At 61.2% G+C, this 20,922-nt stretch carries 21 protein-coding genes and 1 pseudogene; 13 read left to right on the top strand and 9 right to left on the bottom strand.

Translation table 11 applies throughout. From position 1 onward, the window contains the following. Positions 1 to 243: 243 nt before the first annotated feature. From HKX41_08085 to HKX41_08075, 3 genes are all read right to left on the bottom strand, one after another. A complete protein-coding gene (locus tag HKX41_08085) occupies positions 244 to 501 on the bottom strand; it encodes a hypothetical protein (GenBank protein NNC24114.1) in 258 nt (85 codons plus the stop codon). A 243-nt stretch (positions 502 to 744) separates the two neighbouring features. Continuing rightward, entirely contained in the window at positions 745 to 1,080 is a 336-nt protein-coding gene (locus HKX41_08080) for a hypothetical protein (protein ID NNC24113.1), read from the bottom strand. A 93-nt stretch (positions 1,081 to 1,173) separates the two neighbouring features. Further along, positions 1,174 to 1,572, bottom strand: a complete 399-nt coding sequence (locus HKX41_08075) for a hypothetical protein (GenBank protein ID NNC24112.1) — start codon at positions 1,570 to 1,572, stop codon at positions 1,174 to 1,176. Positions 1,573 to 1,654: 82 nt separating this feature from the next. Here HKX41_08075 and queA point away from each other — a divergent pair, with 82 nt between their 5' ends. From queA to HKX41_08060, 3 genes are all read left to right on the top strand, one after another. Then, complete coding sequence (gene queA / locus HKX41_08070) at positions 1,655 to 2,683, top strand: tRNA preQ1(34) S-adenosylmethionine ribosyltransferase-isomerase QueA (protein ID NNC24111.1); 1,029 nt, start codon at positions 1,655 to 1,657, stop codon at positions 2,681 to 2,683. A 63-nt stretch (positions 2,684 to 2,746) separates the two neighbouring features. Beyond that, positions 2,747 to 3,073 (top strand): DUF3301 domain-containing protein, encoded by a 327-nt coding sequence (locus HKX41_08065; protein NNC24110.1) that lies wholly within the window; start codon positions 2,747 to 2,749, stop codon positions 3,071 to 3,073. A gap of 111 nt (positions 3,074 to 3,184) precedes the next feature. Continuing rightward, positions 3,185 to 3,697, top strand: a complete 513-nt coding sequence (locus HKX41_08060) for an acyl-CoA thioesterase (protein ID NNC24109.1) — start codon at positions 3,185 to 3,187, stop codon at positions 3,695 to 3,697. A 75-nt stretch (positions 3,698 to 3,772) separates the two neighbouring features. Here HKX41_08060 and HKX41_08055 read toward each other — a convergent pair whose 3' ends face one another. From HKX41_08055 to crcB, 3 genes are all read right to left on the bottom strand, one after another. After that, complete coding sequence (locus tag HKX41_08055; GenBank protein ID NNC24108.1) at positions 3,773 to 4,471, bottom strand: hypothetical protein; 699 nt, start codon at positions 4,469 to 4,471, stop codon at positions 3,773 to 3,775. Between the two features lie 95 nt (positions 4,472 to 4,566). Beyond that, positions 4,567 to 5,805, bottom strand: a complete 1,239-nt coding sequence (locus HKX41_08050; protein ID NNC24107.1) for a DUF445 family protein — start codon at positions 5,803 to 5,805, stop codon at positions 4,567 to 4,569. A 155-nt stretch (positions 5,806 to 5,960) separates the two neighbouring features. Beyond that, positions 5,961 to 6,362 (bottom strand): fluoride efflux transporter CrcB, encoded by a 402-nt coding sequence (gene crcB / locus HKX41_08045; protein ID NNC24106.1) that lies wholly within the window; start codon positions 6,360 to 6,362, stop codon positions 5,961 to 5,963. Between the two features lie 139 nt (positions 6,363 to 6,501). Between crcB and HKX41_08040 the strand changes: the two genes are divergently transcribed. The 3 genes from HKX41_08040 to HKX41_08030 all read left to right on the top strand — a co-directional run bounded on the left by HKX41_08040 (position 6,502) and on the right by HKX41_08030 (position 9,646). Then, positions 6,502 to 7,215, top strand: coding sequence for a DsbA family protein (locus HKX41_08040; protein NNC24105.1), 714 nt, complete (start codon positions 6,502 to 6,504; stop codon positions 7,213 to 7,215). 70 nt (positions 7,216 to 7,285) lie between these two features. Next, complete coding sequence (gene moaA, locus HKX41_08035) at positions 7,286 to 8,329, top strand: GTP 3',8-cyclase MoaA (protein NNC24104.1); 1,044 nt, start codon at positions 7,286 to 7,288, stop codon at positions 8,327 to 8,329. Positions 8,330 to 8,452: 123 nt separating this feature from the next. Continuing rightward, complete coding sequence (locus tag HKX41_08030; protein ID NNC24103.1) at positions 8,453 to 9,646, top strand: aspartate/tyrosine/aromatic aminotransferase; 1,194 nt, start codon at positions 8,453 to 8,455, stop codon at positions 9,644 to 9,646. An 84-nt stretch (positions 9,647 to 9,730) separates the two neighbouring features. Here HKX41_08030 and HKX41_08025 read toward each other — a convergent pair whose 3' ends face one another. Then, positions 9,731 to 10,333 (bottom strand): sigma-70 family RNA polymerase sigma factor, encoded by a 603-nt coding sequence (locus HKX41_08025; GenBank protein NNC24102.1) that lies wholly within the window; start codon positions 10,331 to 10,333, stop codon positions 9,731 to 9,733. A gap of 300 nt (positions 10,334 to 10,633) precedes the next feature. On the opposite strand from HKX41_08025, the gene hemB reads away from it, so the two are divergent. Continuing rightward, a complete protein-coding gene (gene hemB / locus HKX41_08020; protein NNC24101.1) occupies positions 10,634 to 11,644 on the top strand; it encodes a porphobilinogen synthase in 1,011 nt (336 codons plus the stop codon). Between the two features lie 42 nt (positions 11,645 to 11,686). On the opposite strand, the gene pyrE is transcribed toward hemB, so the two are convergent. Then, positions 11,687 to 12,337: an orotate phosphoribosyltransferase gene (gene pyrE, locus HKX41_08015; GenBank protein ID NNC24100.1), complete on the bottom strand. Its 651-nt coding sequence runs from the start codon at positions 12,335 to 12,337 to the stop codon at positions 11,687 to 11,689. A gap of 65 nt (positions 12,338 to 12,402) precedes the next feature. On the opposite strand from pyrE, the gene xth reads away from it, so the two are divergent. The 3 genes from xth to HKX41_08000 all read left to right on the top strand — a co-directional run bounded on the left by xth (position 12,403) and on the right by HKX41_08000 (position 16,070). Further along, the gene (gene xth, locus HKX41_08010; protein NNC24099.1) at positions 12,403 to 13,182 is read left to right on the top strand and encodes an exodeoxyribonuclease III; all 780 of its coding nucleotides are present in this window, start codon (positions 12,403 to 12,405) and stop codon (positions 13,180 to 13,182) included. Positions 13,183 to 13,273: 91 nt separating this feature from the next. Next, entirely contained in the window at positions 13,274 to 14,686 is a 1,413-nt protein-coding gene (locus tag HKX41_08005) for an MFS transporter (protein NNC24098.1), read from the top strand. Positions 14,687 to 14,690: 4 nt separating this feature from the next. Next, a complete protein-coding gene (locus HKX41_08000) occupies positions 14,691 to 16,070 on the top strand; it encodes a hypothetical protein (GenBank protein NNC24097.1) in 1,380 nt (459 codons plus the stop codon). Positions 16,071 to 16,073: 3 nt separating this feature from the next. Here the strand turns inward: HKX41_08000 and HKX41_07995 are convergent, their stop codons facing one another. Further along, positions 16,074 to 16,931: a geranyl transferase gene (locus tag HKX41_07995; GenBank protein NNC24096.1), complete on the bottom strand. Its 858-nt coding sequence runs from the start codon at positions 16,929 to 16,931 to the stop codon at positions 16,074 to 16,076. Between the two features lie 200 nt (positions 16,932 to 17,131). On the opposite strand from HKX41_07995, the pseudogene HKX41_07990 reads away from it, so the two are divergent. The 3 genes and pseudogenes from HKX41_07990 (at position 17,132) to HKX41_07980 (ending at position 20,890) form a co-directional block, all read left to right on the top strand. After that, positions 17,132 to 18,172 (top strand): annotated as a pseudogene (locus HKX41_07990) (squalene/phytoene synthase family protein). Between the two features lie 15 nt (positions 18,173 to 18,187). Then, on the top strand, positions 18,188 to 20,158 hold the full coding sequence (shc, locus tag HKX41_07985; protein NNC24095.1) for a squalene--hopene cyclase: 1,971 nt from the start codon (positions 18,188 to 18,190) through the stop codon (positions 20,156 to 20,158). Between the two features lie 3 nt (positions 20,159 to 20,161). Continuing rightward, entirely contained in the window at positions 20,162 to 20,890 is a 729-nt protein-coding gene (locus HKX41_07980) for a purine phosphorylase (protein NNC24094.1), read from the top strand. Positions 20,891 to 20,922 lie beyond the last annotated feature (32 nt).

Raw genomic sequence — 20,922 nt, 5'->3', positions numbered from 1 at the left:
CGCCAAAGCAGATATGCATGCCTCTCAGCTAGATTTGCGCCGCTGATCCACTAAGCCCGCGCGGCGCGTGGACTACGCTATAAGCTAAGCCGTCTCACGACAGATAAGGGCACCGCGTCGCGTCAATGGGGCGTTGCAAACAATATCGGCCCCACCATTTGCGCATAAAAAAACCCCGCCGCAGCGGGGTTTTAAAAGGCCGCTAACGGTTACCCCGGTAGCGGCCGGCCGTTTCAGAAGATATTACTTCTGCTGCGACTGCTTGAACATACGCTGCATACGGCGCGAGTTCGCCTGAGCCGTCTTACCGGCTTTGTTCGCCGTCTGCTGCGCTTTGTTGGCACGTTGCAGTGCACTCTGCGCCGTCTGCTTGGCAGAGTTTGCGGTCTGTTGTGCGGACTCAGCCTTGTTCAAGGCTTGGTCAGCAGTCGACGGCTGGCTGCCAGCCGCACAGCCCGAAATGACGACAGCTGCGCCGACCGCGAAACCAGACTTGAGCATCGTTTTAGTCATAGAAGACTCCTTTCTTGCATGGCGGTCGACCTTCGTGCCGACCTAAACCGAGGTTGAATGATAGACACAATATGATTGTAGAGACAACCAATACGCTTCATTCAGGCAATTTTTGTCCGCTTATCTACCTTTTGTAACCGCTCAACGGCCCATGACTACGCCACCAGTCGCCCCATATCGCGCTACTCCGAAGCGCCTATAGCGGGCGTCTTCCGGGCATATGCTCTATATTCAGTCTGTTTGCTGGCAAAAACGGGCACCGCTTTGACCGCCTTCGTTAATCGGCACTTCTTTTTTATTCTCAGCCTTGTGGCAGCGCGCCTGCTTGCGCTTGACGCGCGCTCGCCGGCGCTCCTGCGCCCGCTTATAAGTACTGCGCGCATCTTTCAACTGCTCGACGTCACTGGTCAGCCCCGTATTGCCCCGGGCATGGCCCATCTGACGCGGAGCCGGCGTCGATTGAACGGCATCAGCAGGCGTATTGATCTGCTTTGGGCCCTGGTGATGTGGCGGTGGCGTACAGCCCGCCAAAAGCACGGCAGCGGCTAAACTGATAAGCGTGGGCATTGATTGTCGGTTTGAACATCGCATGGCGAACATCGAAAAACGGCTGCACGTATCAAGTCTAGCGCACAGACGCGCTGCGCGGTCCGGCCACATTCATCGCCAACCTAGTGGCTTGTAGCCCTTATCCCGGAGGCATCGATTGACGTAGCGCCGATAAATTGGCGCCGGTTTATGGCTGGAGAAAAGCGCTTGCGTCAGCCCGGTCACGACACCGCCGGCAGCGCCGGCGGCCGCGCCTCGGCCCGCATTGCCATAAATGGCACCGGCTGCAGCGCCACCGGCCGCACCTACCGCTCCCCGTTCGGCCGAGCGGCGCGCCATATGACCCCCCTTGCGATAGCTCAGGCCATGCGCGTGGGCACGCTGCTCACAAACCTTGATTGCCTGCGATACCCCATTGCCGTGATCGCCGTACATAACGGGCTTTTGATTAGCGCAGCCCGCGAGAACCGTCAGTGACGCCGCGCCAACAACCACAACGCGAATAAACATGCGGTAACCGATGCGCGCTTCGCTGTCACTCATTGGCCAACTCCGCTAGGCTGTTCGACGATCAAACCAGACCCGCAGTATCGTGGATAAACGCGATTTTGACTACAACCTGCCGTCACAGCAGATCGCGACGCATCCCCCAACGCAACGACGCGATGCGCGACTGCTATGTCTCGACCGAGACACCGGCGCACTGTCCGACCAAACGTTTGCCGAGCTGCCAGATCAGCTTACCGCCGGTGACGTGCTGGTTTTCAACGACACGCGGGTAATCCCGGCACGCTTATTCGGTCACAAACAAAGCGGCGGCCGGGTCGAGATACTCATCGAGCAGATTCTGGGCCAGCACCAAGCAAGCGCTAAAATCCGTGCCAACCGAGCCCCCACGATCGGCTCCCGTATCCAGGTCGGCGCAGCCGAATTGATGGTGGCAGCCCGCGACGGCGAATTATTCACGCTGGAAACCGAATCCTCGCAGCCAATCGCCGAATTGGTCGAACACGCCGGTCACACCCCATTGCCGCCCTATATACAGCGGCCGGACACTGCAGATGACCGCGTTCGCTATCAAAGCGTCTGGGCACGCCATGATGGCGCTGTGGCAGCGCCGACAGCCAGCCTGCATTTTGACCACGCGCTTCTTACCGAGCTCGCGGCTCGGGGCATCGAGACCGCCACCGTCACGCTCCATGTCGGTGCCGGCACCTATCAAGCGCTACGCGATGGCGACATCCACACACAACGCCTGCACAGCGAACGACTCAGCGTCGATGCGCACACCTGCCAGACAATCGACGCGGCCCGGGCACGATCGAACCGCGTGGTGGCGATCGGCACAACCGTGGTGCGCGCGCTCGAGACCGCCGCGCACGCCGCGCCCACCGATGCCACGATTGCGCCTTATAACGGCGAAACCGAGTTGTTCGTCAAACCCGGAGACACGTTCCACGTCACCGACGCGATGCTGACCAATTTCCACGAACCACAATCCAGCCTGTTGATGCTGGTTGCTGCATTCGCCGGACACGAAACGGTGCTAAACGCCTACCACCACGCTCTCGCCCACGATTATCGATTTCTGAGCTACGGCGATGCGATGTGGATCGCCTGATAACCGTGAACGAATCTATGGTGCCGGCCAACTAAGCTTGGTAGCTCAGCGCATGCGCCTCGGATGACCTCGTTCGATCTCCTGCCCTGGCTATTGGGACTGGCCGTCGGTTTACTCGTGTGGTGGCACACGCTTGGCGCGCGTAATGTCGCGCGACGCGCTGCCAAACGTCATTGCCGTGAACACGGCCTCTATTTCATCGACGAGCTGGCATTTAAGGGATGGCGGCTAGACCGTGGCCGCCCCAATGGCTGGCGCATCCGCAGAAGTTACTGCTTCGAGTTCTACCAGCGCGGCGACCAACGCTACACTGGCCATGTTGACGTTGTCGGCCACCGTGCCGCCCGGGTCCATCTCGAACCACACCCCACGCCCGACGAGGCACGGTAACCGCTGGCCAAGTGCGTATGTGCCGACGGGCGTTGACGCCATGGCCGCCACGCCACATGGCATCGGTATAAGGCATCATGGTTATTCAACTCCACTGCCTGAGTGTGCTTCATGGCCGAACACGACATTACCCTGCGTTTTCTGACCGAGCCATCGGATGTCAACTTCGGCGGCAAGGTCCATGGCGGCCAGGTCATGAAATGGATCGACCACGCCGGCTATAGCTGTGCCGCCAACTGGAGCGGCTGCTATTGCGTGACGGCGTACGTCGGCGGCATTCAGTTCGTGGCACCGATAAACGTCGGCGACCTGGTCACCCTGCACGCTGAATTAATGTATACAGGCCGCTCGAGCATGCATATCTCGGTCAGTGTTCACGCACGTAACCCACGCTATGTCGACAATCAGCTGACCACGCACTGCATCCTCGTCTTCGTCGCACTCGATGACGACGGCGCCAAGGCTCCGGTGCCCACCTTCCAACCAAGTTCGGTACACGAACAGCGACTCAATACCTATGCACGCCGCATGATTGAGTTGCGCGAAGCAGGCCAGACAGAGGCTCAGGCGTTCGAAAACGAACTCCGAAACGGCGGTGCGGATAACGATCCAGCTGCCGAGTAAATGGCCAATCAAGCGCGCGATATGCGCTTCGCGAGGCTATTTGACACGTGATCTGTTGGCCTACGGCCCGCGCGGTTAGGCCTCCCGTTCGGCATCGGACGAGATACCACCGGCCTGGATAAGAGCAGTCGCCAAGCTGCTTGGCCTCAGACTTCGACGTTCGAACCTGGGGCGCTGGCCGGTGGTGCCCCGGATCGTCTCCAACGCCCGTCGCACGCCGGTTTCGGCGCCTAATTGCTCGAAACCCGTCTCGAGCTGGCCGCCAGCCGGCACTTCGTCGACCAGCGCCAACGATTTCAATTGCCGGATGTAGACATCCACTCGGTCTGGCAGTGCAACACCCGCATCGCGCCCCAGGGGCGTCGCATTTTCCAGCACCCACCAGCGGGCTCGGCCGAACGGCCAACGAGCGACGCCGATATGGGCCAACGGCGCCTCACCGACTGTCACCAAGCGCCGCACCATCAGAAGCTCATCGGGCACGAGTGCAGCCAGCGTTCGCCGATAGAGGGCGTCTATCGCCGACGCCACATCAACCTGTTCGGCGAGCGCCAGACGTTCGCTCATCAGCTCAGCAATCGTAGGCTGGCTGGCACGCGCGGCTTCTTGTTCAACGGCATCGAGCTGTTGTTTCAGCTCGATCAAGGCACGGTGCCGACTATCGGCCATGCCGCGGAACACACGATTGGCCACTGGCCAATCGTCGGTCAAGCGGTGGAGCTCACGTTTCCAGGAGAAATCGCCGGCACGCGGCGATTGCTTGGTCTCGGGCATGTCGTTTCCTCTTTGCGGCCTCTAGTGCGCTGCTCAGTCGGCTGGCAACGACGCCTCAAGTTTAGCCGGTCACACGTTCGCGTAACGACGCGTGCTTAAAGTGCATGAACGATCACGCTGGTAAAAAGCGTGATTAGTTGAAACACGCCGGCCGCGGTGCCGAGCGCTGCGCCGGCCAATATCAACAACCATTCGTCCTGCTCGAATGCCGGCCGCAGCATGCGCTCGAAGTCGACCGGCGCAAGCGAACGCAATCGATCGGCCAATAAATCAGCCAAACCGATACGCCGCGTCAAATCATCGCGATTCGCCTCAATCATCTGCTGCCCCCGGGCCAAGCTGTTGGCGGCCGCGCCGCGTATCAATGCCCGCCGCATTCGGCCGACTGCCAGCCACCCCAGCGGCTGCAACGGCCCCAACGCGTCATCGAAACCACGTTCGATGCGTGCGGCCACGCGCGCTCGGAAGCGATACGCCCTGGGCCCGGTGAATATCGCCGACGCCAGATTATCGGGCGTCAGTAAGCGTTCGGCGACTAGTCGACCATACTGACCGGCAACCGCTGCCTGACGACGGAAAAAAACACCCTGCACCCGAAACGGTCCGATCCGGCGTGGCTGGCGCGGATTAAAAATCATCTTGAGCGCGACCCAGTTGGTGGCACCACCAACAAGTGCGCCAAAAACCGGCAACAACCACCACGGCTGCCAGGCCGCCCAGACCGACATCTGAATCAGGCCGAACAAAAACCCGAAAATGCCGCCGGCGCGCGCTATGAAAACAAATTCGCGATGTCCGATTTGTTTGAAGATATGGTTCAGCAGACGCTTATCAGCAATGAGCGCATGCGTGACCAGATGTTTTAAATCCAGCAGTGAGTCGATTTCGCCTTGCAGATCGGCGATCAGATCGCGCACCACCCACGGCGCCTGCTGGCGTACACGGCGCCGCGCTTGTGCCTTAAGCGATGCCGGCATGCTTTCCCACGTCGTGGGGAAGTACTGGCTCGCAATCTCGTCCACGATGGCGTCGGCCAGTTCTTCGCTCGAGTGTCGCAAGCGTTCGGCCAGCGCGTCCGCGTCGAGCCGGCCTACAATATCCTCGCGCGTGATCAGCGGTCCCACGATAGTGTCGACGGCGATGCCCGACATGGTCGACGCACGCCGCGGCACCACGCCTTGCCAGCCAAGCCGCAGCCGTTTAATGCCGACAAAACGAACCGGATGAAACATCATCCAGATCGCAGCCACGTTGGTGATATAGCCAACAATGGCCGTTATCACCGGCATCGACAGATAATTCCAGATCGTCGGATCGGGCAGTGAGGGAATCACGCCTTGATTAGCCGCGTCGTGACATTGCGCTGTCGTATCATCAGCAACCGTGGTTGTCCGGGCCGGATTTCGGAGGCCACCACCACAATTATCGCGGATTCACCATGATCTGTGGGACATCTAAGCGCTGTAATCAAGGCCCGGCGTATCGTCCGTTACGACGACAGGCCGTAGCGGGCCAGACCGACCAACCCCACACCAAGGGCTACAGCGGCCAATGACATCAGGACATGTGCACCGATGCCAGCAATGGCCCACAGCGGCCGCCCCTCGGCCAACTGGTTGAAAATCTCCGCCGAGAATGTCGAAAACGTGGTTAGAGCGCCCAGAAACCCGGTAATGACAAGCGGTCGAAATACGGCCGGCATGGTAACGGGGGCCGCAGCTAACAGCGCGATCGCGAGCCCGATCAGGAAGGCACCGAGCACATTGGCCGCCAGCGTCCCCAAAGGCAGTTGCGGCAATAAATAATTCAGCGTCAAACCCAGCGCCCAGCGTAGGTTGGCGCCGAGTGCAGCGCCCACGCCGATTGCAGCCATGGTCGTGAATACGTTCATGGGGCCATTATCGGAACAAAGCCAGTCGCATCGGGAGCAAAAACTATCACACACCTAACACCTACCCACCCGCCGGGCTGACCCGGCGGGCGCCCGTGCGTATACTGCCGGCCGTGCCAGCAATGGAGTTGATAAGCCCATGAGCGACGATAACCCCGATCGCCGGCGCCTGATCGGCGCCTTTGCCATCCCGGTGTTCCTTGTCGGAATTCTCATCATCGTCGCACTCCTGATCCTTAGCGCTGTCGGCAATGGCTCGCGCCAGTCCGATGCGGACAACTCCAAGCGCCTCAGCGCGGCCACGATGAAAAAATTCCGCCAGAACTACGATCAGCGCGGCGTGGCGATCGGTTCTAAGAGCGCACCGGTGACAATCCGCGAGTTCGGCGACTATCAATGCCCAGCCTGCGGCGCCTTTGCCCCGGTCGCGAAAAAAATCCGCAAACAACTGGTGGCCAGCGGCAAGGTCCGGTATCTATTTTTCGACTTCCCGTTATCGATGCACCAGAACGCGCCCAAGGCGGCCGTCGCCGCGCGCTGCGCAGCGCGTCAAGGCGATTTCTGGGCCTACCACGACCGCTTATATGCCACTCAAGCTGAGTGGAGTGAAAGCGATAAGCCGATGGGCCATTTCCTCGACCTGGCCGTCGAAGCTGGCGTGAACACCAAAACGCTCAAACAATGCGTTGCCAATGATGCAACCCAGGATACGGTCAACGCCGAGAAAAAGGTCGGCCAGGAGATCGGCGTCCGCGCAACACCCACGCTGCTCATCGGCAATCGCGTCATAACCGGCGGCAAGCCGTATGAAAAGATCAAGGAACTGGTGTCGCGTCAGGCGAACAAGGGCTAGCGACTGCACAACCGGATTCGTGTACTCGCCGGACCTTGCCGAAACGTAGCATCGGGCCCAGACTCGGTGTATGGAGCGGCGCTCGAGCAACCCCGTGCAACCGACCGATCAATACAATCGCGGCCTCAGCGATCTGCGGATCTCGCTGACTGATCGTTGCAACTTTCGCTGCACGTACTGCATGCCGCGTGAGCTTTTCGGCGCCGAGCATTTGTTCCTGCCGAAAAGCGAACTGCTCGACTTCGACGAGATCGAACGACTCACCCGGCTATTTGCCGGCTTGGGTGTCCATAAGCTCCGCCTGACAGGCGGCGAACCCCTGCTCCGACGCGGATTGCCAGAACTGGTCGACCGACTGGCGCGCATCGACGGCATTGACGACCTCTGTCTGACGACCAACGGGTCACTACTGACCCACGAACGCGCCGAGGCACTGGCCGCGAGCGGCCTGAGCCGGGTCACGCTCAGTCTCGATGCGATCGACGACGCGGTTTTCAGATCGATCAATGACGTCGATTACCCCGTTGCTGACGTGCTGGGCGCGATCGACAACGCGCAGAGTGCCGGACTGGGGCCGATCAAGGTGAACTGCGTACTACAACGCGGGGTCAATGAAAACCAGATCCTGCCCATGATCGAACAGTTTCGCGGCACGGGCGTGGTACCACGCTTCATCGAGTATATGGATGTCGGCGCGAGTAACGGCTGGCGGCTGGATGACGTGGTCCCGGCGCGCGAGATCGTCGACACCGTACGCACGGAACACGACATCACGGCATTAGCGCCGGCCGCGCCGGGTGCGACCGCCAACCGCTGGCGCTTAACCGACGACAGCCTGCAATTCGGCGTGATCGCGTCGATTACCCAGCCGTTCTGCGGCGGCTGTTCACGGGCACGGTTATCGGCAATCGGTGAGTTGTACACCTGCCTATTCGGCGTTCACGGTCGTGATCTGCGTGCATTGCTTCGTGATGGCGCCGACGACGCGACGATCGAGTCCACACTGGCTTCGATCTGGCGCACCCGCACCGACCGCTTCTCGGAGCGCCGGACCGCGGCGACGCAACATGAAACCGCCGGCCGGCGCGTCGAAATGTCTTATATCGGCGGCTGATCAGCTGCGCCGAGCACCACTAGCGCACGGCAGCCGACAGCGGGTAGCATAAGCTACGCAACCTTTTACCAACGTCGCGCATCGCCGTCGCCGCGACGCGCCAAGCGCACAAGGTACGAATCGATGTTTGAGAACGTGGACCGCGTCCCGGGTGACGCCATACTCGGCCTGATCCAAGAATTCCAGGCCGACAACAACCCCAATAAGGTGGACCTCGGTGTCGGCGTGTATCGCGACGAATACGGCCGCACACCGATTTTGGAAACCGTCCACGAAGCCGAAAAAACGCGCCTGACCGAGGAAGCAACCAAGACCTATATCGGCTCACACGGCGACCCCGAATTCGGTGACAGCATACAACGGCTGGTGTTCGGTGCAGCGTCGCCCGTGCTGGCTGCCAACCGGGCCACCGCCACCCAGGCGCCGGGCGGCACCGGCGCGCTACGGCTGGCCGGCGATTTCTGTCGCACCCAGTTCCCAACGGCCTCGATTTGGCTGCCCACACCGACCTGGCCGAACCACATCGGGCTGTTTGAGGCGGCCGGCCTGCCGATCAAGCGCTACACCTACGTCGACGATAATAATCAGCTCGACTTCGCCGGCATGCTGGCCGATTTGAAGTCGATCCCGGCCGGTGACATCGTTTTGTTGCATGCCTGCTGCCATAATCCATCCGGGTTTGATCTGAATCGCGAGCAATGGCAACAAGTAGTCGACGTGGTACGCGATCGCGGTGTGCTGCCACTGGTCGATTTCGCCTACCAAGGCTTCGGTAACGGGCTGGAAGACGACGCCTTCGGTCCGCGGCTGGTCGCCGAGTCCTGTGACGAAGCGCTGATCACCCAGTCCTGTTCCAAGAATTTCGGGCTTTATCGTGAACGCATCGGTTGCCTGATCGCGGTCGCTCACGACGAATCAGCCATGACCGATGTGCGCTCGCAGCTCGCCACGACGGCGCGCGGTAACTATTCCAACCCGCCCGCGCATGGCGGCGCAATCGTGTCGACCATCCTGAACTCCGAAGAGTTATCCGCACGCTGGCGCGACGAAGTTTCAGCGATGCGTAGCCGCATCAATGCCCTGCGCAGCGACCTGGTGGACGCACTCGCGCCCTATGGGCTCGAGCAGCAGTTCGGCCACATCGCCAACCAGCGCGGGATGTTCTCGTATACCGGCTTGAACAGCGACCAGGTCGAGCGGCTGAAAAACGAGTACAGCATCTACATGGTTGCATCCGGCCGGGCCAACGTCGCCGGTTTACGGCAGGACAACCTGGATTATGTGGCCGGCGCCATAAGCGACGTCGTCAACGGATAGGGCAACGCGCGGCGTTTGCCGAACCAGCGGCCGGTTCGGCCACTGGCCTGGCGTTCGAGTTAAAACTCGTCGGTGTGTCGGTGGCTAACCGGTTTGTTCCGCCAGGCAGGCCTGTAACCGCGCCAATCCACGGCGTACCCAACTCTTGACGGTACCCAGCGGCGCATTCATGCGCTCAGCTAATTCCTGGTGCGTTAGGCCCTGGTAGTACGCCAATACAACACTCTCGCGCTGCTTCGCCTGCAATGTCTGCAGGCATTTATTGACTACGTCCAACGACTGCTGGTTTTCGTTTTTCTCGTCCGGCGACAGACTCTGGTCGTCTTCCAACAGACGCGCCACCATGTCCGGCTCTTCCGGCATCGGTACTTCCGGGCGCTTGCGCCTGAGTGCGTCCAAACCCCGATAGCGCGCGACGGCCTTCAGCCAGGCCAGCGGTGCGCCACGTTCCGGTGCATACGTGCCCGCCTTCTGCCAGATGCGCACATACGCATCTTGAAGCACATCCTGCGCGCGTTCCGGACTGCGCAGGATACGCAGCACCGAAGCATAGAGTTGCGACGACGTCGCGGCGTAGAGCTTTTCAAACGCGATGCGGTCGCCATCGGCGCTCGCCACGAGCCATTCGGCTAATTGTTCACGGTCAACCACGGTATTGGGCCTCGACGTACGGCAGGCGGGCGGCATTTCCACCTGCGGCCGGGGCCACAGGGCGGTGACAGCGTCAATCGGCTTTCGATGCGCTTCCAGCCCGCGAGATCTTTAGTGTTGCGTTTACCAACGACTCCCGTCGTTCAGCGGACCGGCGTTCAAGGGTCAACGGCCGACGCAACTGACGTCGGTCAGACACCATCGCGCGGTTATGCGGCGTCGAACCATACGATCTCGCCGGTGCCGCGGGCACTCCTTCCAAAGACAGTATATCAGGCGTTGACTGGTGGCAAGCCACGCTTAAGATACATGACAAACCCGCGAAGAACCGCAACAATGCAGCATCCGTTTACCGGCCGGTTCCCGGCCACGCGCCTGCGCCGGAGTCGCGCCCACGCTTTTTCCCGACGCCTATGCCGGGAATCAAATCTAAGTGCGGACGACCTGATTGAACCCTTGTTCGTCAGCGACTATGCGCCCGGGCCCGTACCCTCCATGCCCGGTGTCGAACGGCGCAGTATCGACGCCCTGGTCGACCACGCAGAAACCAGCGCCCAGCTCGGCATTCCGGCAGTCGTGTTGTTCCCAGTCATCGACCCGAACGCTAAAACGGCCGATGGCACCGAGGCCGAAAATCCCGATGGACTCATTCCACGCACGATTCGCGCTTTAAAGGCGCGCGTGCCAGACCTCGGTGTTATTACCGACGTCGCACTCGACCCTTATACCAGCCACGGCCAGGACGGCGTACTGGATGACAGCGGCCGAATCATTAACGACGAAACGGTCGAGCGACTCGTCGCCCAGTCGCTTGCGCACGCCGAAGCCGGCGCCGACATCATCGCACCATCCGACATGATGGACGGCCGTGTCGGCACAATCCGCGACGCATTCGAAGCCAATGGCTACAGTGAGACCATGATCATGGCCTATGCTGCGAAGTTCGCGTCGAGCTTCTACGGTCCATTTCGCGACGCGCTCGGCTCGGCCGCCAACCTCGGCATGGCAGACAAAAAGACATACCAACTCGACCCCGGCAATGGCGACGAAGCCCTTCGGGAGGTCGCCCTCGATCTGGCCGAAGGCGCAGACTCGGTCATGGTCAAACCCGGCATGCCCTATCTCGACGTGGTCTCACGCGTCCGCGAGCACTTTGGTGTGCCCACGTTTGCCTATCAGGTCTCCGGCGAATACGCCATGCTCAAGGCAGCGGCGGCACAAGGTTGGCTCGACGAAGCCAGCGTGGTCGCGGAATCGCTCACAGCGTTCAAACGGGCCGGCTGCGACGGCATCCTCACCTACTTCGCGCACGATGTCGCCAAACAGATGGCCGAGGCCTACAACTAAAACGTACCGAGCACGGGTACGCGTCGTCCATGCAGCGGATGTTCAGGCGCCGTACTCGGCTCGGTAGGCTTCGATGGCAGCTTCGGTCCCGGGACCTATATTTTCGCGCCGGGCATAAGCCAACACGTCGGCTAGACCCGCGACCGCGATCGTCGGGATACCTTCGTCGGCTTCGAGCGCGGCGGTCGGTGAGCGTGCATCGGCGCCACACTCGTCGCGATCGAGTGCGATTAGAACCGCCGCCACTTCGCCACCGGCGCCACGTATGGTTTCAATCGCTTCGCGCACTGCAGTGCCGGCCGTCATAACATCGTCGATGATCACCACACGGCCCGTCACGGGCGCGCCGACCAGGCTGCCGCCTTCACCGTGATCCTTGGCCTCTTTTCGATTGTAGGCAAAGCCGGCATCGATGCCGCGCCCGGCTAATTCCGTGGCAAGCGCCGCGGCCAACGGGATCCCCTTGTAGGCAGGGCCGAAGACTGTGTCGAACGCAATACCGGCGCTAGCTAGCGCATGGGCGTAAAACTCAGCTAGACGGCGCAACCCATCGCCCGACGCAATCGCGCCCAGGTTGAAAAAATACGGGCTCACTCGGCCGGATTTAAGCGTGAATTCACCAAACTTAAGTGCGTCATGCTCGGCCGCCAGTCGTAGAAACGCTTGGCTAGCGTCGGCGTCGGGTGCGGTCATGGTTATCGTGATTTTCGTGTCGTGATGGGTATCATGCGTGCCAATTATTCCACGCTGAACGTTGTATGCGCGTAATCACCTTCAATGCCAACGGCATCCGCGCTGCTGAACGCAAGGGTTTTTTCGACTGGCTGACCACGCAGGACGCCGACGTGGTCTGCATCCAGGAACTAAAAGCCCAGCCACACCAGCTTCAAGGCATGGATGCCTTCTGGCCGGCCGGTTTCCATTGCTTCTACGAAGGCGCGACGAACCGCAAGGGCTATTCCGGCGTTGCGATCTACACCCGGCGCGAACCGGATGAAGTCATTCGGGGTATGGGCGATGCCGAATTCGACGCCGAAGGACGCTACATCGAAGCGCGCTTCGGCTCATTATCCATCGCCAGCCTGTATGCGCCGAGCGGTTCGTCAGGCGATCACCGGCAGGACTCAAAAGAGCGCTACCTAGCCTATTTTCCCAAACTGCTGGCCGAGCGTGAAGCCGCGCCCGGTGATTATCTGGTTTGTGGCGACTGGAACATCGCCCACAACGAAATCGACCTCAAGAACTGGAAAAACAATAAGAAAAATTCGGGCTTTTTACCGCACGAACGCGCATGGATGGACAAACTGTTTGGCGAATGGGGGTTTGCCGACGTCTTTCGCGAACTGAATCCAAACGAGGACGAATTCACCTGGTGGTCGCAGCGCGGCCGAGCATGGGACAACAACGTCGGCTGGCGGATTGACTACCAGGTCGCCACGCCAGCGCTGGCTGCCAAAGCCACGGCCGAGTCAGTCTACCGCGAGCAACGCTTGTCCGACCATGCGCCGCTGACCATCGACTATGACGTCGCATTCTAGCGAAACACCCGACGACAATACGACGCATATGCGTCGACACGGCGGTTGGTGGCAGGCACTCGCGGTCTATGCCCGGCCGCGCGTCGCCAGCATGGCGTTTCTGGGCTTTGCGTCCGGCCTGCCATTTCTGCTGGTGTTCTCGACACTGTCGGCATGGCTCACCCAGGCCGGCGTATCGCGCACTGCGATCGGTTTTTTTTCCTGGCTCGGGATTACCTACTCGATCAAGGTGGTCTGGGCGCCAGTCATCGACCGGGTGCCATTGCCGGTGCTGACCCGTACGCTCGGCCGACGCCGGGCGTGGATGCTGGTCGCCCAACTTGGATTGATGACAGGCTTGGCGGCGATGGCAGCCACGGACCCAGCGATGGACCTCACGTGGCTGGCGTGGTTCGGGCTGTTGGTTGCGTTCTCGTCGGCGACCCAGGATGTAGCAATTGATGCGTGGCGCATCGAAGCGATCGAACCAAGTATCCAGGGCGCGATGGCCGCGGCTTATCAAGCCGGCTACCGAATCGCGCTTCTAACCGCCGGTGCCGGCGCGCTTTTCATCGCCTCCGGCACTTCGTGGCCCATCGCTTATGCGGTCATGGCCATGCTGGTCGGTGTAGGCATGGTTACGGTGCTTATCGTCGCCGAGCCGGAGGCCTCCAATCGGCCCAGCGCTCGTGCACACGAGCCATGGGTCGATACGCATCTGGACCAGATCGGCCTTTCACACGGCGTGGCGCGTACTGCTTACGGTTGGGTGTTAACCGCGTTAATCGCCCCACTTTCGGATTTCTTCAAACGCTACGGACGAAGCGCGCTCGTGATTCTGGCTTTCATCGCGGTGTTTCGTATCTGCGATATCACGCTCGGTGTCATGGCTAATCCGTTCTATCTGGACATGCACTACTCGCTCGACCAGATCGCCAGCGTTTCCAAGATCTTCGGCATGCTGATGACGCTGGGCGGTGCCGCCGTCGGCGGCATGCTGGTGGTGCGTTACGGCATCATGCGGCCATTGTGGGCCGCTGCGCTACTGACCACCGGCGCCAACCTCGTATTCGCCTGGCTGGCGACACAAGGCCAGACCAGCGTGCCGCCGGATTTCGTGGCCGCTAACGCACAGACGCTGACGGATCAGGCACCGTTGACGCGCCTGCTTGCCAGCGCACCAGCACCGCTGCTGATACCGGACGATCCCGGCATGATACTGCTCGCACTCACCATCTCGGCCGAGAATCTGGCCGGCGGCCTGGCAGGCACGGTCTTCATCGCCTATCTCTCAAGCCTGACCAACACAGCCTACACCGCGACTCAATACGCATTGTTCTCGTCGCTGATGACACTGCCGGGCAAGCTCCTCGGTGGATTTTCCGGCTGGATGGTCGATCACTACGGCTACGGCTGGTTTTTCCTCGCCACCGCGGCCGCCGGCTTGCCGGCTATAATACTGGTCACAGCACTATTGCAGATCCATCGCGACACTTCGCCCGCCGCGACAGTGCCCAAGGAGTAAGACGATGCCTGGTTTTTCCTTTAGCCGCCTAGCCCCCATTTTCGTGGCGCTCGCACCGATGGCTACCGTGGCGGCGACACCGTCTGTCGATCATCTCGCGATCTATCCGAGTGGCGCAGCCATAGTCGCGGATTCACAGTCGCTCGACCTTGAAGAAGGTGCCAACCAAAGTCGCTGGTCAGTGATCGGCGATCTACAACCCGCCACGTTCTGGCTGGCTGATAAAAACGTGTCGCTAACCCAGGTCAAACCTGGTGCATCAGCACCGACGCCGAACGATCCGCTGCATCGCCGGATCGACAAACAAGTCACGCTGACACGTGCCAAGGCATCCAAAGATACCGACCCGGCAAGCAACGAAAAACACGGCACCTTGACCGCCGTGACTGACGACACCGCCTACGTCGACGTCAACGGACAGACCCTGCGGATCACACCGAATTCACGCTGGGATATAAGCTGGTCCGCGCCGGATCAGGCCGCACAACACAACAGTGAGCGAACGCTTGAGCTGCGTTTGCAAAGCGACCAAGCAGGCCAAACGAAGCCCATGGCGACCTACCAGATCGGTGGCCTGAACTGGCAAGCAAGCACAACCGGTGAATACGATGCGGCCAATCAGACGCTTACCTTCCACAGCCTCGCGGTGGTCCACAACAAGTCGAAATCCGACATTCATGCCAGCCAAGCCGACCTTGTCGCGGGCGACATAAACCGCGTCGGTAACCATCAGCCACGCCCAACCACGATGGCTGCAGCAAAACGCTCACGTACTGCAGCATCGAAGCCAAAAAAACTTGGACAAGGCTACCGTTACACGCTCGACGACGGGCTCAATCTACCGGCCGGCCAGACGCGGGCCTACACGATTATTCATCGCAACCAAATCAAAGCCACGCGCACGTTCAAGTTCAACAACGGCTTCAACGACCAATACAAAACCCCACATCGACGCCATGCTGAGGTGCGCTTGCGCTTCAAAAACCCGGACCAAGCGCCATTGCCCGCGGGCGCCTTTCGCATCTACGCGGCCAAGCGCCCGGCTGCACTACTGGGCGCCGATCAGATTGCAAATACACCGGCCGGCGGCCAGGTCGATTTGAACCTGGGCCGAGCCTTCGACGTCACCAGCACACGACAGATCATCGCCGACGAAACCCAGAACGACACACAGCGGCGCACGATAGCGATCAAACTCCGCAATGCTGGGGCAAACGCGGCGACCGTTAAATTGGATGAGCATCTGCCGAAGCAAGCGAAAGTCACCTCGGCTACGCAACCATCCGACAACACGTCGCCCGGGAACGCACGCTGGCAATTCGAGATCGAAGCGCATTCAAACGCCTCGCTTCGCTATACGGTGCGCTGGCCGAAACGTTCCTAACGGCTAACTCTCGCGCTCGACGATCGCCCGCGCGATCGCTTCGAGTGCGTCGGTGTCGCCATCGATTCGACCCTCGATCTCGGCGAGGGCGGCACAGGCGTCTTCGACCAATCGCTCGGCATAGGCCTTGGCAGCATCCAACCCCATCAGCGCGGGGTATGTCGCCTTATGGTGCGCTGCATCAGCCCCCTGGGTCTTGCCCAGCGTTTCGGTCGAGGATTCCACGTCGATGACATCGTCACGGACCTGGAAGGCCAGACCAATGTGCGTCGCGAAACGATCCAGGGCAGCATGGCTATCACGCGACAATGTCGGACACAGCGCGGCCGGCATCAAGACGCAAGCACGGAGTAACGCGCCGGTCTTGCGGGCATGGACGTGTTCCAGTTGCTCCTGCGTTAAGGCCTGACCTTCGGCAGCCATATCGCTAATCTGGCCGCTAACCATGCCGCGCCAACCCGCAGCTTCGGCCAACAACCGGATGAGCTCACTGCGCTCACCCGCCGAGCAATCGAGCGCTTCGTTACCAGCCAGCATCTCAAATGCGCGCGCCTGAAGCGCGTCGCCCGCAAGAATCGCAGTGGCCGGATCGAAGGCGATATGTGTGGTCGCCTGCCCACGGCGGAGATCGTCGTCATCCATGGCCGGCAAGTCGTCGTGCACCAGCGAATAAGCATGAATGCATTCAACTGCCGCAGCGGGCGCATCAAGCCGTGAATCGGCCACGTCTAGGGCTTGCCCGGTGGCATAAACAAGCTTCGGACGCAGTCGCTTACCGCCGCCTAAAACGCTGTAGCGCATGGCCTCGACGAGCCGCTGATTCTGCCCTGGCTGACCCGGCTGAAGGCTCAGCTCAAGCATGTCGTTGATACGTTTAGTATAATCAGTCAATTAAATGTTCGCTCCCGCGAATGGATTGGCAACACAATCTGCCTCAACTTTTGAGGCGCTGATACGAGCTAGCGTTGATAACGCCTCGCGGCCGCGTAATGATCGCATAGTCATGCGTCGGGACGAATCGGCGTATCGCCCCGATGCCCGAACGAAGGAAGAGCCGAGACATGTCGGAAATCGTGGCAGAAACTGAACAAGGTACCGACGCCTTCGCTTTTCAGGATGAAATCCTGCCTTTGGTCTCGCGAACTTTCGCGCTGACCATCCCCGAGCTCCCGAAGCCACTAGATACGGCGGTAGCCAACGCCTATCTATTGTGTCGGATTGCCGACACCATCGAGGACGACGCCGAGCTGCCGACCGCCGATAAGGCTTACTGGCACGACGAATTTACCGCCGTGGTCGAGAACCTGACCGGCGGGCATGCACTGGGCGAAATGCTGGCCCCCAAACTCGCGGCCCAGACGCCGGATGCCGAGCTTCGCCTGGTCAGCAACACCGCCACAGTACTGGCCGTAACGGCCGAGCTCGACGCACGCCAACAGCGGGCTATCGCACGCTGCGTGCGCATCATGTGCCACGGCATGCCCGACTTTGAGCGCGCAGCCAGCATCGATGGCTTACCAACACAACGCCACCTGGATCGCTACTGCTATTTCGTGGCAGGCGTAGTTGGCGAGATGTTGACCGAGTTATTTGCCGGCCATGTGCCGGCCTTGGACGAAACCGACCGACCGCTGGCGCAGTGGGCGGTATCTTTCGGCCAAGGCTTGCAGATGACCAACATCCTCAAGGATATCTGGACCGACCACGCCCGCGGCGTATGCTGGCTCCCGCAGGATGTCTTCGCCCGCCACGGATTCGACCTGGAACGGCTCGGCTCCGCCCGCTCACGGGCCGATAACGAAGCCTTTGCTGCCGGTATGCGCGAGCTGATCTCCGTCGCACACGGCCACTTGAGAAACGCGCTGGAATACACCCTGAGCATGCCCTCGGATCAGACCGGCATCCGACGCTTTTGCCTCTGGTCAATCGGCCTCGCGGTGCTCACGCTCCGGAAATTGCACGCCAACCCACTGTATACCGACGGTGAAGAAGTCAAAGTCTCGCGCCGGACGGTCAAAGCGACGATTTTCACCACTAACCTCGCGGTCGGCGACAACGAGCGTCTGCGACATCTGTTCCACCTGATCGCCAAGCCATTGCCCGCACTGACACCGGAGCTGACCGACGAGCCGGGCGCACCGGTCACCGAGAGCGAACCGGCGGCCCAGAGCAAGGCCGCATCGCACACCGCCTCGACGAGGCCGGACGGGGTTACTGCCGCGATCAAACGCGCCCGCGACCGGCTCGTGGCCGACCAGGCCGACGATGGCCACTGGTGCTATGAGTGCGAAGCGGATTGCACGATACCGGCCGAATACATCTTGATGATGCATTTCACCGGCGAAATCGACCGCACCAGGGAAGCACGCATCGCGTCGTTCCTACGGCAAAAACAAGGTGTCGACGGCGGCTGGCCCCTTTACTACGGCGGCGAACTGGAGCTTTCCTGCTCGGTCAAGTGTTATTACGCGCTCAAAATCGCGGGTGACGACCCGGATGCCCCTCACATGCGACATGCCCGCGAAGCGATCCTGGCACGCGGCGGCGCAGGTGGCGTCAACGTCTTTACGCTGATCGCGCTGGCCCAGTTCGGGCAGGTGCCGTGGCGGGCAGTGCCGTTCATTCCGGTCGAGGTGATGCTGCTGCCACGCGTTTCGCCGTTCCACATCAGCAAGGTCTCGTACTGGTCGCGGGCCGTGATGGTACCGCTGTTTATCCTGACCAGCCTGCGTGCCATGGCCCGCAACCCGCGCGGCGTGAACGTGCGCGAGTTGTTTACCACCCCTCCGGAAGAGCAACGCGAATTTACGGCTGTCAGCGGCCCCATTTCCCGCTTATTCAAGCGCATGGATAAACTTGGGCGCGGCTTCGAGCCATTCATCCCCGGTATGGTTCGAAAGCGCGCGATGAAACGCGCCGAAGCCTGGATACGCGAGCGGATCAACTCGGAGCACGGCATCGGTGCCATCTTCCCGGCCATGGTCAATGCCTACGAAGCGCTCGGCGAACTCGGCTACAGCGCTGACCATCCGGACCGCGCATCTACCAAACGTGCGATCGACAACCTGGTCGTCGACCGGGGCGACACCGACACAGTCCAACCGTGCGCCTCGCCGGTTTGGGATACCGGTATCGCCGCGCTCGCGCTCCAGGCCGCCGACGACGATACGAACAGCGAGCCGGCCTGCGCCGGGCTTGACTGGCTGTGCGATCGTCAAGTGCTCGACGCTCCGGGCGACTGGCGCGACGAACACCCAGATCTGCCCGGCGGTGGCTGGCCATTCCAGTACCAGAACGCCCACTACCCCGACCTCGACGACACCGCCATGATCGGCTGGGCCTTGCAAGTCACGGGCGATTCCGAACGCTACGGCTTTGCGCTGACCCGCGCGGCCAACTGGCTGCGCGGCATGCAGTCGTCCAACGGCGGCGTCGCCGCTTTCGATTCGGATAACAACCACACCTACTTGAACGCCATTCCGTTCGCCGACCACGGCGCACTACTCGATCCACCGTCAGTCGACGTCACCGCGCGTGCGCTGACCGTATTCGGGCTGATGCAGCGTCCGGAGGCGGAGGATCAGGCGTTCATCGAACGTGGGCTGAACTACATCAAGCGCGAACAGGAAGCTGATGGCTCCTGGTTCGGACGCTGGGGCACCAACTACATCTACGGCACATGGTCAGTACTCGAGGCCGTGAACGCACTGGGTGAGGACCTAAGCCAGCCCTGGATCCAGTCGGCCATAACCTGGCTCAAAGGGATGCAGCGTGCCGATGGCAGCTGGGGCGAGGACCAAGGCAGCTATTGGCAGCCGCCACGTGGCCGCGCCGACATCGCAACCAGTTTCCAAACCGCATGGGCAATGCTCGGCTTGATGGCCGTTGGCGAGCACCCCAGCCCTGCGCTCGATCGCGGCGCCGAGTGGCTGATCGCCCGACAAGGCGCCGACGGTGCCTGGCACGACCCCGAGCACACCGCCCCCGGTTTCCCACGCGTGTTCTATCTCAAATATCACGGTTACACGCGCTACTTCCCGCTCTGGGCGCTGGCTCGATATCGACGCGTTACGGCCACGGACACCTGATACGTGCCCGTCGGCATCGTCGCGGCATTGCCCTCCGAGACGGCGATGTTCGCGCGTCTGCGCGCCGGTAGCCACACGACGCTATCCGGCGGGCACCAACTGGCGCTCTCCGGCATCGGCGCGACACGGGCAAAAGCCACCGCACGCAAACTGGTGGCCGACGGCGCAGAAACCCTGATTAGCTGGGGTAGCGCGGCCGGCCTCGAGCCGTCACTGCCGGCCGGCACCTTAGTGCTGCCAAGCACATTGGTTGCCGCCGACGGTGAGCGGCTCCAAACCGATGCCGATTGGCGTCACCATCTTGCCTCGGCTATGAGCACCGATTGTCAGGTGGCGCGAGACACGCTAATGGCTGAAGCGCCCAGCATACTGGCCACCACCGACGATAAAGCCGCATTGGCACGCAATACCGCAGCCTCAGCGGCCGACATGGAAAGCGCGGCCATCGCTCGCGTCGCCGCCGAGCACGGTCTAGCAATGCTGACCATACGCGCCATCGCTGACGATGCCTGCACTACACTACCGGCCAGCGCACGCGCCTCAGTCGCTGCGGACGGCCATTTGGCACTGCGTCAATTACTCCGCTGCTTGCTCGCGGCACGGCGCGAATTGCACACCGAACTGCGCGGCCTGAAGCAGGCTGCCACAGGCTTTCGTAGTGCCCAACGCGCGCTCGGCCACGCCCGGCCGGCGCTGCTCGCAGCCGCCGACGCAGCCGATCAGGCCTCGTGAGGCGCACACAACGCTGTAGTGCATCGCATCAG

The sequence above is a fragment of the Salifodinibacter halophilus genome (assembly GCA_012999515.1).
Lineage (GTDB): Bacteria > Pseudomonadota > Gammaproteobacteria > Nevskiales > Salinisphaeraceae > Salifodinibacter > Salifodinibacter halophilus.
Note: the sequence above shows the minus strand (reverse complement) of the source record. Positions and strands in the feature narration are given on the sequence as shown.

Bases quoted from the DNA above. Each gene is read 5' to 3' on its own strand.
- HKX41_08085 (NNC24114.1), bottom strand. From the start codon at position 501: ATGCTCAAGTCTGGTTTCGCGGTCGGCGCAGCTGTCGTCATTTCGGGC.
- HKX41_08080 (NNC24113.1), bottom strand. From the start codon at position 1,080: ATGCCCACGCTTATCAGTTTAGCCGCTGCCGTGCTTTTGGCGGGCTGT.
- HKX41_08075 (NNC24112.1), bottom strand. From the start codon at position 1,572: ATGTTTATTCGCGTTGTGGTTGTTGGCGCGGCGTCACTGACGGTTCTC.
- HKX41_08065 (NNC24110.1), top strand. From the start codon at position 2,747: ATGACCTCGTTCGATCTCCTGCCCTGGCTATTGGGACTGGCCGTCGGT.
- HKX41_08060 (NNC24109.1), top strand. From the start codon at position 3,185: ATGGCCGAACACGACATTACCCTGCGTTTTCTGACCGAGCCATCGGAT.
- HKX41_08055 (NNC24108.1), bottom strand. From the start codon at position 4,471: ATGCCCGAGACCAAGCAATCGCCGCGTGCCGGCGATTTCTCCTGGAAA.
- crcB (NNC24106.1), bottom strand. From the start codon at position 6,362: ATGAACGTATTCACGACCATGGCTGCAATCGGCGTGGGCGCTGCACTC.
- HKX41_08040 (NNC24105.1), top strand. From the start codon at position 6,502: ATGAGCGACGATAACCCCGATCGCCGGCGCCTGATCGGCGCCTTTGCC.
- moaA (NNC24104.1), top strand. From the start codon at position 7,286: ATGGAGCGGCGCTCGAGCAACCCCGTGCAACCGACCGATCAATACAAT.
- HKX41_08030 (NNC24103.1), top strand. From the start codon at position 8,453: ATGTTTGAGAACGTGGACCGCGTCCCGGGTGACGCCATACTCGGCCTG.
- HKX41_08025 (NNC24102.1), bottom strand. From the start codon at position 10,333: ATGCCGCCCGCCTGCCGTACGTCGAGGCCCAATACCGTGGTTGACCGT.
- hemB (NNC24101.1), top strand. From the start codon at position 10,634: ATGCAGCATCCGTTTACCGGCCGGTTCCCGGCCACGCGCCTGCGCCGG.
- pyrE (NNC24100.1), bottom strand. From the start codon at position 12,337: ATGACCGCACCCGACGCCGACGCTAGCCAAGCGTTTCTACGACTGGCG.
- xth (NNC24099.1), top strand. From the start codon at position 12,403: ATGCGCGTAATCACCTTCAATGCCAACGGCATCCGCGCTGCTGAACGC.
- HKX41_08005 (NNC24098.1), top strand. From the start codon at position 13,274: ATGGCGTTTCTGGGCTTTGCGTCCGGCCTGCCATTTCTGCTGGTGTTC.
- HKX41_08000 (NNC24097.1), top strand. From the start codon at position 14,691: ATGCCTGGTTTTTCCTTTAGCCGCCTAGCCCCCATTTTCGTGGCGCTC.
- HKX41_07995 (NNC24096.1), bottom strand. From the start codon at position 16,931: ATGCTTGAGCTGAGCCTTCAGCCGGGTCAGCCAGGGCAGAATCAGCGG.